This is a genomic window from Stenotrophomonas sp. STK17_22 (assembly GCF_051983905.1).
GTDB lineage: Bacteria > Pseudomonadota > Gammaproteobacteria > Xanthomonadales > Xanthomonadaceae > Stenotrophomonas > Stenotrophomonas maltophilia_A.
Window position 1 is genome coordinate 4,586,743 of record NZ_CP197010.1, and the last position, 13,593, is coordinate 4,600,335.

Here is a 13,593-nt window from a genome sequence, read left to right on the forward strand (position 1 = left end):
GGCCGCCCCCTTTTTTGCCCGCCACCCAGCGTTATGCGCGATGCCGCAGCGCGGCGGCACCTGCCAGGCTGGCAAGTGGCAACAGCAACCCATAGGCCACCAGCGGCCACACGGTATCGCCGGGCAGCACGAGGGTAACCAGCGTGCCGATGCCTGCCACGATCAGGCTCTGCACGGCGTAGTACAGGGCCACCGCCGTACCTGACGCATCGGCGAAATCACGCAGCGCGCCGCTTGCAGCCACCGAAACCACCATCACCAGCCCCACCGCGATGCCCCACATGGGCAGCACCACTCCGACGAACGAGGGAGGCCACGCTGCGGCCAACGCCATCAGCAGTACGCCGGCCACCATCACCCACAGGCCACGCAGGAAGGTACCGCGCACGTTCCAGCGGGCAATGCACACGTTCGCCATCCGCGCCGTGACGATCATCACCAGCGCCACCGTGGCGAAGGCCAGGCTGAACGACAGCGGCGAGTACTGCATGCGCCCGACCAGCAGCCGGGGCGCGACCGAGAAGAACACGAAGAACGTGCCCATGCCCGCACTGAAGCCCAGCGTATAGACCCAGAACGCGCCGCTGCCGAGGATGCGTCGTAGCGCGGGTCGCGACGCGTCCCGGCACTGCGGGCGGGTTTCCTGCCAATGCCGTACCGCGCGCATGCCGGCGATCATGCCCAGTACCCCGAGCAGAACGAAGATCGCGCGCCAGCCGAAGGCGCCTGCCAGCAGCGCGCCGAGGATCGGTCCCAGCGCCGGCACGAAGGCCAGCATCGAGGCAAACAGCCCGTACAGCGACGCGCCTTCGGCTGTATCAGCATACACATCACGCACCGTGGCAAAGGTCGCCACCAGTGCCGCCGACGCCCCCACCGCCTGTACGGTTCGCCAGGCCAGGAATGCCGCGCCACTGCTGGACATGGCCAGCGCGAACGACGAAAGCGCGAACAGCAACGCCCCCAGCAACAGGACCGGCCGCCGCCCGATGCGGTCGGACAACGGGCCGAACAGCAACTGGCCGAGGCCAAGTACCAGCAGGTAGATGCTCAATGTGAGCTGCACCAGCGTCGGTGATGTCTGCAATGCCTGCGGCATCACCGGCACCACAGGAAGATAGATGTCCATGGCCAGCGAGGCCAGGAGGTCGAACGGCGCCATCAGCACAATGGCCGATGGCAGCGGGTGGGCCCAACGCGGGGCCTGTCGATTGAACATGGGGAGTCTCCGCCCAGAGTGAATCCGGCGGTGATCCATCCAATTCGCGTGCATCGCAGGGATGATCACCGCAACAACGTCTGCATCGTTGTTGCGGCTCAGCGAACTGTCTGCGGACCGTTCCCGTTGTTCATGGTGTCCATCGAATGCGAATGCAGGTGGCACCAGTGTAGCAATCGTCCACCTGCCGCGCGGCGCTCAGGCCAGGGGCAACATGTCGATGCGCCTGCACGGTGTCTCCTTCACCTGCTCGATCAGCCGTCGCACCACGGGCGAAGTCTCTGCCCGCCGGTACTGCACAGCGATGGTCGAGACGATGGTGGGGCCCGCCAGTGGCAGATAGATCATTCCGGGCAGCACCAGCGTGCGTTGCAGTACCGATGGCACGATCGCCACCGAACCAACGCCGACCGACACCTCGGCCAACACCGCCGCCAGATGCCCGGGCTGGGAACGGATACGTGGAATGAACCCGCCGCGGCGCCCGACTTCCATTGCGCCCACCGGCTGCTCCGGCATGACGAAGCCCTCCCGGGCCAAAGATGCCGGCTGTACCGGCGCCCTGGCCCGCGCCAGCGGATGGGTTTCCGGCAGCGCCACGCAGAACTGGTCTTCGACCAGGGTGTGTTCGCCGAAACTGTCGGGCACATCCATCGGAGGCCGGCAGAACACCACATCCACCCGTCCTTCCTGCAGCAGCTGCGGGAGCTCGCCCATCGGCCATTCGCTCACCTGCAGTTCCACGCCCGGGTAGCGGCTGCGGAACCGGCTGAGCTGATCCTGCAATGCTCCGGCATACAGCGCCGAGCCGACGTAGCCGATCTCGATCTTGCCGATCTCACCCCGCCCCGCGCGCCGGCCCAGGGTTTCGGCCTGTTCGAACCGGCGCAGCACATCACGGGCTTCCGCCAGGAACACCTCGCCTGCCGAGGTCAGCAGCACCTCGCGCCGGCCGCGGTCGAACAGGCGCGTGCCGAGCCGACGCTCGATGTCCTGGATCTGCACGCTCAGCGTGGGAGTGGCAATTCCCAGGCGCAGGGCCGCACGACCGAAGTGCAGCTCCTCGGCCAGGGTGACGAAGTACTCCAGGTGACGGCGTTCCATGGGCGGCATTTCGTTAGGTTCAAGCTAACGTAACCAGAAAACACCGAGAATGAAACAAACACCGATCATTGATGGAATGGCCGTCCTCCCCTTCCTGCGAGTGACCGGTGCCGCCCTCTCCTCCCCCCTTCGCCTGCACGGCACACGCTGCCTGACGCGGTCCTGCTGGTGGCCTCGCTGGGCTGCACGATGACCGTGCTGGAGACCAATGCCGTCGCGGTCGCATTGCCCAGCATCGCGCGTGATCTGCACGCCGGATTCGCGGATATCGAGTGGGTGATCAGTGCCTACATCCTGTCCTTTACCTCATTGCTGCTGCCCGCCGGTGCTGTCGCCGACCGCTACGGCCGTCGCCGGGTGCTGCTGATCGGCATCAGCCTGTTCGGCCTCACCTCTCTGCTCTGCGCACTGGCGCCAGGTGCTGCCCTGCTCTACCTGGCGCGGGCACTGCAGGGCATTGGTGCAGCCTTTCTGCTGGCACCCTCGCTGTCGATCATCGGCCACACGTACCACGAGGGGGCCGCCAAGGACACTGCATGGGCGTTCTGGGGCACAGCCATGGGCGTGATGATGGTGCTCTCACCGCTGATCGGCGGCGTGCTGTCCGCACTCTGGGGCTGGCGCGCGGTGTTCGTCGCGATCCTGCCGTTCCTGGGCCTGCTCGGCTACGGCACGCTGCGCTGGATACCCGAGTCGTCAGACAGCGTGGTCCGCCCGCTCGATCCGCCCGGCATCATCACGTTCAGCGCTGCCATCTTCGGCATCGTGTTCTTCCTGGTGGAAGGACTGGCAGAAGGATGGACATCGGCGCCGGCGCTGATTGGGCTGGGCCTGGCCATCATCATGGCTGTTGCCTTCGTCATCGTTGAACGGGCACGGTCACATCCCATGGTCGATCTCGGGCTGCTGGCCAGTCCGCGTTTCGTCGGCGCACTCATTGCCATGGTCGGCTATTCGGTCAGCGCACAGGTGATGGCATCGATGCTGCCGCAGTACCTGCAGAACGGCATCGGCCTGAGCGTACTGGCTGCCGGTGCTGGCATGCTTCCGTTCGCTGCGGCGATGCTGCTGTTTCCCAGCGTGGGCCGGCGGCTCGGTCGCCATCTGACCAGTCCGGCGGTGCTGGCGATCGGGCTGTCGGTCACCGCCGCGGGCAATGCCGTGGCCGGACTGGCCGCGTGGCAGCACCTGCCGTGGCTGGCACTCGTCGCAATGGTGGTGATCGGTGCCGGCGGCGGCATCCTCAATGGCGAGACATCCAAAGCCATCATCGGCGCGGCACCGCGCGAGCGCGCCGGCATGGCCTCCGGCATCAGCGCGACCACGCGCTTTGTCGGCATCCTGCTCGGATTCACCGTACTGTCCAGTGCCCTGAGCCTGGGCATCCGCAGCGCACTGTCCGCGGCGGTTCCCGCGCGCAACGTACTGCCCATGGCCGATGCAATCGCTACCGGCACCTTCGCCGATACGCGCACCGCCGCCTTCGCACAGGCGATCTACAGCCATGGATTTGCCAGTGCACTGTGGACGTCGGCCATCGCCGCGCTGCTGGCCAGCCTTGCGGTGTTGCTGCTGGGCCGTAGCCGGTCTGCGGCAGAAGCACCTTCCCTCCTGCAACGCCCGGAGCCGCGCGCATGCGACTGAACCTCCCGCTGATCCTGTTTCTGTTCGCCATGCCGGTAGCCACCACAGGGGCGGCATCGTCCAGTTCTCCCATCGAACCACCTCGTGCAGCGCTGCTCAGCCAGATCGACCAGGGCATGGCGAACGCCGTGGCATGGGAGTACGCGTTCAACGCCATCGCCTCCTGTGATGTCGCACGGATCGACCACACCCTGCGCAACCAGCACGACAGCCATCCCGTGCAGGTCCAGCCGCTGCTGGATGCCGGCTACACCGCAACCTATCGCACGGCCGAACCCTATCCGGTCCTGCAGGACCGGCTGGCCACGCTGCGCGATGCGGAGATCGCCTGCATGGCTGTTGCCGATGGCCGCAGCCACGCCAATGTCATCGACCGTGCTTCCGCACTGCTGGCCTACATCGCCGGGCAACCGCTGTAACCATTGTCTCGATGCCCCATCGCATGCGCACCCCCACCATGGCGCCACGCCGCGCGCGTGCCCATGACTTCCGACGCCGCTACCGCCTGACCTGCGCCGCACTGGCCGTGCTGGCGGGCCTGCTGCTGGCGCGGGCCGCTGACGTCCAGATCATCCATCACCACTTCTACCGGCACCAGGCCGAAGCACGGATGCTCCGCCACCATCCGCTGCGCGCGCATCGCGGAACGCTGTACGACCGCCACGGCATCGTCATTGCCGGATCGGCTCCTGTGGCATCCCTGTGGATCGATCCGCGCGCCTTCTTCGACGCATCAGGTTCAGTCGAGCAGCTGGCCTCGGTACTGGAGGCCGATGCGACGGTGCTGACCAGTCTGCTGGCGCGCAACCGGCAACGACGCTTCGTTTATCTGCCTGGCTTTCGTCGCGGCGATCCAGCCCGCCTTGAAGCACTGCAGGCCAGGGCCCCCATAGGCGTCCACCTGCAGCAGGAGTTCAAACGCTTCTATCCACAGTCGGAGTTGTTCGCGCAGACCGTCGGCGTCACCGATATCGAAGGCCGTGGGCTTGAAGGCCTTGAGCGCCTGTTCGACGCGCGCCTGAGCGGACAGGCCGGCTACCGTGACGTCATCATCGATCGCAAGGGCCGCCCGGTCGAACTGCGCGACCGTGGCTGTCCGGCGCGTCCCGGCGAGGACATCGTGCTGTCGCTGGACAGCCGTATGCAGCACATCCTGCAGGCAGGACTCGGACCGGCAGTACAGCGCTACGGCGCGGCTGCCGCCAGCATCGTGGTGCTGGAAGTCGGTACCGGCCAGATCCTGGCGATGGCCAACTGGCCCACCTACAACAGCAATGCGCCCGGTACCGGCGCCGCCGATGCACGCCGCAACCGTGCGGTGACCGATGTGTTCGAGCCCGGCAGCACGGTGAAACCCTTCACCGTGGCTGCAGCGCTCGAGGCCGGCGTGATCACGTCTGCCAGCACGTTCGACACCCACCCAGGCTGGATCCGCAATGGGCGCTTCACCACCCGTGACTATCGGGATCTGGGCGTACTGGATACCAGCGACGTCCTGAAGAAAAGCTCAAACGTGGGCATATCGCTGATTTCGCATCGCCTGAGCCGCGAGCAGCTGCACGCGATGTTTGCCGCACTGGGCGCAGGGCATGTCTCGGGCAGCGGATTCCCCGGCGAGCGCAACGGTGTACTGGCCGCTCCTGCTGCATGGAGCGGCACCAGCAAGCAGACCCTGGCTTATGGGTACGGGCTGTCGATGACCACGCTGCAGCTGGCCAATGCCTACGCAACGCTGGCCAACCATGGCCTGCGCGTGCAACCGACCTTCGAGCATGGTCGCGCAACAGCGGTGAGCCGTGCCATGCCTGCAAACGTGGCCGACCAGGTGATGGACATGATTGCCACCACCACCGAGCCCGGCGGCACCGCGACGCGGGCCCGCATCAGCGGCTATGCCATCGCCGGAAAGACCGGAACCGCGCGCAAGGCAGCTGCCGGTGGATACGCGCGCCACTACATGTCCCTGTTTGCGGGGGTCATACCAGCGCGACATCCACGCTATGCGGTCGCCGTGGTAGTGGACGATCCCGATGCACGCCGCGGAGGCTACGGTGGTGGAGCAGTCGCAGCTCCCATCTTCAGCGAGCTGATGGGGCGCGTTCTGCACCTGCAGGACATCGCGCCCGATGCGCCACGCTGAGTCCTGCACGCCGCCTCCAGGTTGGCCGGGGCAGCCACGCTGCCCCGACCGTGGCGGCCCCGGGGAGAAGGCCGCCGATGATCGTCAGGCCGCCTTCATGGCGTGCTTGCGCGCACGCATCACGTTATGGCACTCCTGCACTTCAGGCAGAAGCTGGGTGACTTCCTGGCGCACGGCCGGCGGCAGTTCGTTGTCCTTCAGCACGTCCTTGAACGCGCCAAGCAGCCGGTCTTCGGACTCTTCCAGCTCGGCCACGTAACCATAGTTGGTGTCGCCGAATGCAGCGCGGACCTTGCCATAGAACTGCTGCATCGAACCGACCACGGTGCCGTGCTCGGCCGGCTTGCCACCGCTGGCAGCAACGGAGCCACTCAGTGCGGCGACGATGCGGCCCTTGACGCCGGCAATACGAGTGAACAGGGCCGACAGTTCGGCATCCTTCACCTTGGTCGCAGCTTCCTCGTAGAACGACTTTCCGTCGCGGGCGATCTCGATCAGATCGTTGAGGCGGTGTTCGATGGTGGACTGGGTGCTCATGGAATCGCTCCTGTGTGCTCGATGGTCTATGGAGAATGACAGCGCGAGTGCGTTGCCTTCGGGACCACTGTGGAGGTTTGAATGTGCCGATTGGGTGAGTACGAATTGATGCATGCATCACCACCCTCAACGCGCCCTGACTCCTTCATCCCGTCGCATTTCCGCGTTCACGGTACCTGAGCAGAACGCCGACGATTCACCATGGCGCGATGACGATGATCAGCGTCACCAACAGTGCGATGGCAAGCACCAGCAACAGCACATGCCACTGCTTCCACGTGGGTCTTGGTTTGCCGGGGGTATTCATCGGATGTCTCCTGGAGTCTGTCATCAGCCCGCAGCCAGACTGAAGCAGAGCACCCTTGGTGCGCGTCGCGGTTTCGTGCATGGCCTGTGCATGAACGCTGTATCCGGCGCGCGACGATAACGCGTCCATAACGTAATCGAGTTGTAAACGGAGTGTTAGGTTCCTTCCGATTCCGCACAGCGGGATTTCAGATCGGTTTCCACGCAGCGATGCGGAAACCCATTCAACTGGATTTGGAGAGAGCCAAATGCACTACAAGTACACCCTGCTTTCCCTGGCAGTGGGCACGGCCTTGGCCGCTGCCTGGTCACCGGCCGCGCATGCGCAGGATGGCAGCGATAAAACTCCGAAGAACCTCGATCGCATCCAGGTTACCGGTTCGGCCATCCGCAGCGTGGATATCGAAACGCAGCAGCCGATCATCGCCATCACCCGCGCGATGATCGAGCAGCAGGGCTTCACCACCATCGCCGACCTGCTGCAGAACCTGACCTCCACCGGCGCGCCGACCATCTCGCGTGCGCGCGCGTTGGCGTCCGGCGAGAACGTTGGCGGCTACTACGTCAACATCCGCAATCTGGGTGCCACGCGCACCCTGGTTCTGGTCAACGGCAAGCGGCTCGGCGCGACCACCAGCGGCCTGCAGGATCTCAGCCAGATTCCGATGAGCGCGGTGGAACGCATCGACGTGCTGAAGGACGGCGCCTCCTCGCTGTACGGCTCGGATGCAATCGCTGGCGTGGTCAACATCATCACCCGCAAGAACTACGAAGGCCTGGAAGTGTCCATGCAGCACGGGCAGTTCAGCCAGGGCGATGGCAAGGACAGCACGTTCTCGCTGGTCACCGGCGCCCGTGGGGAGCGTGGCGGGTACACGCTCGCACTGGAATACCAGAAGTCAGACCCGGTGTTTGCCCGCGACCGGGAGTTCTCCCGGTACGGCGGCGCCGGCCCCAACTACCCGGGCGCGGACTGGAGCAACATCAGCCAGAACGGTTCCTGGTGCGACCCGGCGCTCTACAAGTGCAATACCGGTGATGCCGTATTCAAGACCCTCAATCGTGGCGGCGATCCGAAGAACCCGAACGACTACCACCCGATCACGCCGGCCGAGTTCGCCAACGGCAACGACCAGATGCACCTGCAGACCGGCATCGAGCGCCGCTCGCTGTTCCTGAGCACGGACTATGCGCTGACCGACCAGATCAAGTTCACTGCCGACATCGGCTACAACGAGCGCACCACCGACCAGCAGATCGCGGGCTACCCGTACCAGTCGACCAAGTTCGGCACGCCCCTGGACGCGGCCAGCGTATTCAACCCGCTCGACCACGGAATCGCGTTCAATCGACGCCTGTGGGAAGTGCCGCGCACGACCGAAAGCAAGCTGAAGTCGCTGCGGGTTGCACCCAGTCTGTCCGGCTACTTCGAGCTGGGGACCAAGACGTACGACTGGGAAGTCGGCGCGTTGTTCAACCGCAATGAAGTTACAAAAACAGGCCGTGGCGACATGAGCCTGATCGCTTCCCGGCAGGCGTTGGGGCCCTCCTACCTCGATGCCAACGGTGTGGCCCGGTGTGGCACGGCGGCATCGCCGGTCTCGGGTTGCCTGGCCTGGAATCCTTTGCTGCCGTTCGGGGTCGCGGGGGCTGGCTCTCTCTCCGATCCCGAACTGCAGCGCTTCTTGTTCCCGACGTTCAACGATACCGGCATCACCAAGACCCGCAGTTACTTCGCCAACATCTCCGGCCCGGTGATCGAACTGCCTGCCGGTGACCTGTCCGTCGCCCTGGGGTATCAGTACCGCAAGGAAGAAGGCCGCTTCGTGCCCGATGCCTTCGCCCAGTCGCGCCAGAGCACTGCACTGGGCGCATCCACCACCGCCGGTGACTACAGCCTCAACGAGTTCTTCGCCGAAGTGAACGTGCCGATCCTGCGCGACCTGCCGTTCGCCAAGGAACTGACCGTGAACCTGGCTACGCGCTACTCCGACTACAGCAACTTCGGCAGCACCACCAACTCCAAGGCGAGCTTCGCCTGGCGTCCGATCGAAGAGCTCATGATCCGTGGCACCTTCGCCGAAGGCTTCCGCGCACCGAGCATCTCCGATCTGTATGGCGGCCTGGGCACCAGCTTCGAAACCTATGTCGACCCGTGCGGCATCGGCGCCACCAACAGCGTCAACGGCAATGCCGCCTGCAACGCCGCCGGCGTCCCGCTGGGCTACCAGCAGCTGAACCAGAGCCTGAAGCCCTGCGCCAGCTATCCGTGCGCCACGCCTGACGAGTTCACCACCGGCTCCGATCCGAAGCTGCGCCCGGAAGAGTCCAAGAGCAAGACCGTGGGCGTGGTCTGGAGCCCACGCTGGGTGGACGGGCTGGACATCAACCTCGACTGGTACAGCTACAAGATCACCAACATGATCATCCAGGACAGCGTCGACCGCATCCTGCGTGACTGCTACGTGCTCGGCAACGCTTCGCGTTGTGGCAGCGTCAAGCGCGCTGGCGATGGCCACATCACCAGCATGTTCTACGGTCTGGCCAATCTGGGCTCGATGGAAACCGAAGGCTGGGACCTGGGTATCCGCTACCGCCTGCCCGAGTTCTCGTTCGGCCGCTTCACCATCGACCTGCAGAACAGCTATGTCTCCAAGTACGACGAGGAGAACCAGAACTCGGCCGGCGATACGATCATGATGGGCCGCATCGGCCAGCCGGGTATTTCCCGCCTGCGCTCGAACCTGGGTGTGAACTGGCAGCTCGGCAACTTCAGCACGCAGTACACCGTGCGCTACTACTCCGGCATGGTTGAAAACTGCGTACCGAACCGTCCGTGCACCCTGCCCGACCGCTACGCCTACGGTGAGCCGGATGCCCTGCGCAAGGTCGGTTCCAATGCCTTCCACGATATCCAGGTCAGCTACAAGCTGCCGTGGGACGGCACCGTGGCGCTGGGTTCGAACAACGTGTTCAACCACCAAGGCCCGATCATGTTCTCCAAGCCGTCCAGCTCCTTCCCCTATTACGGCGGCTTCGATATCGGCCGCACCGTGTACGTGAAGTACTCGCAGCGCTTCTGACGGGCAGGTCCGTGCTCGTGGCCGGCGGAAGGGGAGTCCGCCGGCCACGATGCACACCGCCTCCACCCAATCTCCATCGTTTTTCGACGGAATCTCCAAGGTTCCCGGCAACACTTGATGTCATGACGGCTAAGGAGCAGGACCGCATGGATCGCCACGCGCCCCGACACTGCACACCCGTCTCCAGGTTCACCACTGAATGTGACGGTGTGGCCGGGTTCCGATCTTCCGGACATGCCGCCGCAAGGGAAGTACGAGATGACGACGGCAGTTCGCACCGGCCTGACCGACCTGGTCGCTGACGCGCAGCGGTACCTGCGCAGGATTCTCCCCGGGCTCGCCTCGGCAGTGCATCCACTTGCTTCATTGCATGCCATTCCCCACGCGATGGCATCGCGCTACCACCTCGCAGGGCTGATGCTGTACGGGGAAACCCCCGCCATGCTCGCCGTGGCCCGCGAGCCGGGCGAGTCCAGCACCCGCGTGATCCAGGATGTGCGCTGCCTGCGCTCTGCAGCGAATGCACTGGTGCTGTACGTCTCGCCCTATCTCACGCCGACCCAGCGCCGCTTCCTGGTCGAGAACCACATCGACTTCGTGGTCCCGCACACCCAGTTGTTCGCGCCCAGCCTGGCCATTGAGTTCCGCGACGACCCCGATCATGAGAAGAAAGCCATCTCGCTGCTGCCTTCGGCGCAGGCCGTGCTGATCCATGTGCTGCTGAGCGGCCAGTCGCGCTGGTGGTCGCCGCGCGAGATCAGTGCCGTCGCCGGCTACACCTCGATGACGGCGTCGCGCCTGTCTGCCGAACTGGTCGGTCGCGGCCTGGTTGAACGCTCCACCGGGGGCCGCGAGCGCTTCCTGAAGCTGGCCGGCAACCGCGACGAGGTCTGGGCCAGGGCACAGCCGTTCCTGCGTTCCCCCATCCTGAAGGAAGTGGATGTCTGCTGGGGCCCGACCGCCGAGGCACTCCGCGATGCGGGGCATCCGGCGCCGATGGCAGGCCTCGATGCGCTTGCTGAAACGTCACCGCCCCCGATCGGTGGCACCCGCGCACTGCACATCGATGCGTGGCGGTTGCTGGGCGCACTTCCCATGCCCGGCCCGGACTGCCTCCAGAGCGCACGGCTGCAGATCTGGGCCTATCCGCCGGCATTCACCAGTATTGGCGATGTGGTGGACCCGCTTTCGCTGTATCTCAGCCTGCAGGGCAAACGCGGCCATGATGCAGACGCGCTGCAACAGCGGGTGGAACAGGCGCTGAGCGGAGACACGTATCCCGCATGACCGAAGCCCTATGCGGGCTGCTCGCTCGGCACTGCGGCGGCGCGCCTGGCGCTGTACTCAGCGAACACCACGCCGGACACCGCCAGCAGGCCACCGCCCAGTACCCAGCCACTGAGCGATTCTCCCAGCAGCAGTACAGCCAGCGCGGCGGTCACGATCGGCACCAGGTTGAAGAAGCCAGAGACGCGCGCAGCGCCCAGGCGTGACAGTCCGGTCATCCAGGTCAGCGGCGCCAGGATCGAAGCGCACACGGCGGCGAAGCCGATGCAGCCGACCGCCGTGAGGTTGTTCACCCCGGTGCCGACCAGCAGCTGTACCGGCAACAGGATCAGCGATGCAGCGGTGGCCTGCAGGAACAGCGACTCCAGCACCGACAGCGGAATCTTCCAGCGCTGCATCAGCACGTTGTAGGCGGCGAAGGCCAATGCGCCGATCAGCATGATCGCGTCGCCGCGGTTCAGGCCCTGCGCTGCCAACCGCGCCAGGTCGCCCTGCGAGACCACCGCCACCACACCGGCAGTGGAGATCACCGCGCCAAGAATGGAAGTGCCTCGCACCGGATGGCCCATGAACACGCGCGACAGCGCCAGCGCGATCAACGGAATCAGCGCCTGGATCACCCCCATGTTGGTGGCCGAGGTGAAGTGCGCCGCATAGTAGGCCAGGCACTGGTACATCACCCCACCCAGGCAGCCCAGCAACAGGAAGCGCCCGAGATTGGCGCGCACGGTCGGCAGGTTTTCGCGCAGACGTGGCAGCGCCAACGGCAGCAGGACCACCGCCGCGACCAGCCAGCGGAAGAAGCCGATGTCGATGGGGCCGACCGAGCCCGAAGCAAGCTTGGTGACGATGGTGTTCGCGCCCCACAGCAGGCAGGCGAGGATCGGGAAGAGATAGTTCACGCGTATAGGTGTACGTAGGGGAGTGGCCAGCGTACGCTTGGCGCATATCGAGGACATCCTGAAAATGCGCCACTCCACCCCCGGCTTGCGGCAACCGATGGAGCCGATCCCCACCTTCCGCCAGCTGCCCGGTCCGATCTACTTCCGGCAGGGTGCGATGGAGCCCACGGACTGGGGCACGCACAGCCATCCGTGGGGCCAGTTCAACTTCGTCGCGCAGGGTGTGATGGAGATGAAGATCGACGGCGAATGGATGGTGTCCCCGCCGCACTACGCGATCTGGATTCCACCGGGAATGGCCCACTACTCGCGCAACCGCTCGCAGCTGGCCTACCGCTCGGCCTATCTGTCGCCGGCCTTGTCACGCCGCTTGCCTGATCGCTGCCGTGCACTGGAAGTCAGCCCGCTGCTGCGCGAGCTGCTGCACGAACTGGCACGGCAGGGCGTGACCGATCCGCAGACCCCGGCCCAGCGGCGCATGGCCGCCGTGGTGATCGACCAGATCGTCAATGCGGCCGTACTGCCCAGCTTCCTGCCGATCGCCAGCAGCGATGCGCTGAAGCAGGTGATGGCGTACATGGAGAAACACCTGTCGATGGCCGAATCGGTTGCCGAAATCGCGCAGCGCCACCACATGAGCGTGCGCAAGCTCGAACGCCTGGCACGCAGCGAGCTGGGCATGTCGCTCGGTGACTGGCGTGGACGGATGAAGTTCGTGCGCGCCACCGAGGCGCTGTGCACGCGCCGGCCGATCAGCCGGATCGCCGAGGAGCTGGGCTATTCCGGCGTCAGCGCCTTCGCCGAGATGTTCAAGCGGCACGCGCAGTGCACGCCGGATCAGTACCGGAAGCTGCATCGGGCGGGGTGAGGCCGGCCTAGAGAGCGATCAGCAGGTCCGCAAGCAGCCTTGGCAGGAACAAGGCGGCCAGAACGCAGGCGAGCAGGATGAGAATGACCTTTGCCGTCAATGGGCGACGGCGGGGATTGCTGAAATAGAGGTGCAGATCGCGCAGTTCATCTTCCAGTCCCCTCCGCACGCCTGCGTTCTGTGTACCGGGTTCGAGCAGCTGTCGCTCAAGCGCCTTCAGGCGCTTCATCAGCTCACGCGGCGGTGTAGCCCGCAGGATCAGCTGATTGAGCTCCTGAAGCCGGCGCGCCTGCGGCATCAGCGCTGCCACGAGATCATCCGGCGGAAGCTGTGAGACCCATCGCTGGGCGTCCGCATCCATCTCAGCCTGCAGCACATCGCGTTGCTGCTGCAGTTCGGCCAGGGAAGTGCGGCGCTGCCACATGAGGAGGCACAGGTGTGGTGGGTGGCGGGCAGTGTATCGCCCGACGTCCCGGGAAGGGTGTCGATTTCCCGCCCCGTCG

The 13,593-nt window shown here is 65.3% G+C and carries 11 protein-coding genes; 6 read left to right on the forward strand and 5 right to left on the reverse strand.

Translation table 11 applies throughout. The features are described from left to right. Positions 1-31: 31 nt before the first annotated feature. Entirely contained in the window at positions 32-1,219 is a 1,188-nt protein-coding gene (cml, locus tag ACSYS9_RS21340) for a CmlA/FloR family chloramphenicol efflux MFS transporter (protein ID WP_049401065.1), read from the reverse strand. Between the two features lie 198 nt (positions 1,220-1,417). Then, positions 1,418-2,323 carry a LysR family transcriptional regulator gene (locus ACSYS9_RS21345; RefSeq protein WP_440568530.1) on the reverse strand — a complete coding sequence of 302 codons (906 nt, stop codon included), beginning with the start codon at positions 2,321-2,323 and terminating at the stop codon, positions 1,418-1,420. Between the two features lie 168 nt (positions 2,324-2,491). Between ACSYS9_RS21345 and ACSYS9_RS21350 the strand changes: the two genes are divergently transcribed. From ACSYS9_RS21350 to ACSYS9_RS21360, 3 genes are read left to right on the forward strand one after another with little or no spacing between them, the layout of a single operon-like run. Beyond that, positions 2,492-3,967 (forward strand): MFS transporter, encoded by a 1,476-nt coding sequence (locus ACSYS9_RS21350; protein WP_256200897.1) that lies wholly within the window; start codon positions 2,492-2,494, stop codon positions 3,965-3,967. Further along, on the forward strand, positions 3,958-4,386 hold the full coding sequence (locus tag ACSYS9_RS21355) for a hypothetical protein (protein WP_032128576.1): 429 nt from the start codon (positions 3,958-3,960) through the stop codon (positions 4,384-4,386). Before ACSYS9_RS21350 ends, ACSYS9_RS21355 begins: the two co-directional genes overlap by 10 nt. 23 nt (positions 4,387-4,409) lie before the next feature. After that, a complete protein-coding gene (locus tag ACSYS9_RS21360; RefSeq protein WP_256200898.1) occupies positions 4,410-6,107 on the forward strand; it encodes a peptidoglycan D,D-transpeptidase FtsI family protein in 1,698 nt (565 codons plus the stop codon). Between the two features lie 84 nt (positions 6,108-6,191). Here ACSYS9_RS21360 and ACSYS9_RS21365 read toward each other — a convergent pair whose 3' ends face one another. Beyond that, positions 6,192-6,644 (reverse strand): PA2169 family four-helix-bundle protein, encoded by a 453-nt coding sequence (locus ACSYS9_RS21365; RefSeq protein ID WP_005419568.1) that lies wholly within the window; start codon positions 6,642-6,644, stop codon positions 6,192-6,194. 554 nt (positions 6,645-7,198) lie between these two features. On the opposite strand from ACSYS9_RS21365, the gene ACSYS9_RS21370 reads away from it, so the two are divergent. Further along, positions 7,199-10,033, forward strand: a complete 2,835-nt coding sequence (locus ACSYS9_RS21370) for a TonB-dependent receptor (RefSeq protein ID WP_071227817.1) — start codon at positions 7,199-7,201, stop codon at positions 10,031-10,033. A 258-nt stretch (positions 10,034-10,291) separates the two neighbouring features. Next, a complete protein-coding gene (locus tag ACSYS9_RS21375; protein ID WP_049423782.1) occupies positions 10,292-11,320 on the forward strand; it encodes a hypothetical protein in 1,029 nt (342 codons plus the stop codon). A gap of 8 nt (positions 11,321-11,328) precedes the next feature. Here ACSYS9_RS21375 and ACSYS9_RS21380 read toward each other — a convergent pair whose 3' ends face one another. Continuing rightward, on the reverse strand, positions 11,329-12,279 hold the full coding sequence (locus ACSYS9_RS21380; RefSeq protein WP_177179492.1) for a DMT family transporter: 951 nt from the start codon (positions 12,277-12,279) through the stop codon (positions 11,329-11,331). A 7-nt stretch (positions 12,280-12,286) separates the two neighbouring features. Here ACSYS9_RS21380 and ACSYS9_RS21385 point away from each other — a divergent pair, with 7 nt between their 5' ends. Continuing rightward, on the forward strand, positions 12,287-13,090 hold the full coding sequence (locus ACSYS9_RS21385) for an AraC family transcriptional regulator (RefSeq protein ID WP_071227895.1): 804 nt from the start codon (positions 12,287-12,289) through the stop codon (positions 13,088-13,090). A gap of 7 nt (positions 13,091-13,097) precedes the next feature. On the opposite strand, the gene ACSYS9_RS21390 is transcribed toward ACSYS9_RS21385, so the two are convergent. Beyond that, positions 13,098-13,514 (reverse strand): hypothetical protein, encoded by a 417-nt coding sequence (locus tag ACSYS9_RS21390; protein WP_071227819.1) that lies wholly within the window; start codon positions 13,512-13,514, stop codon positions 13,098-13,100. Positions 13,515-13,593: the final 79 nt, after the last annotated feature.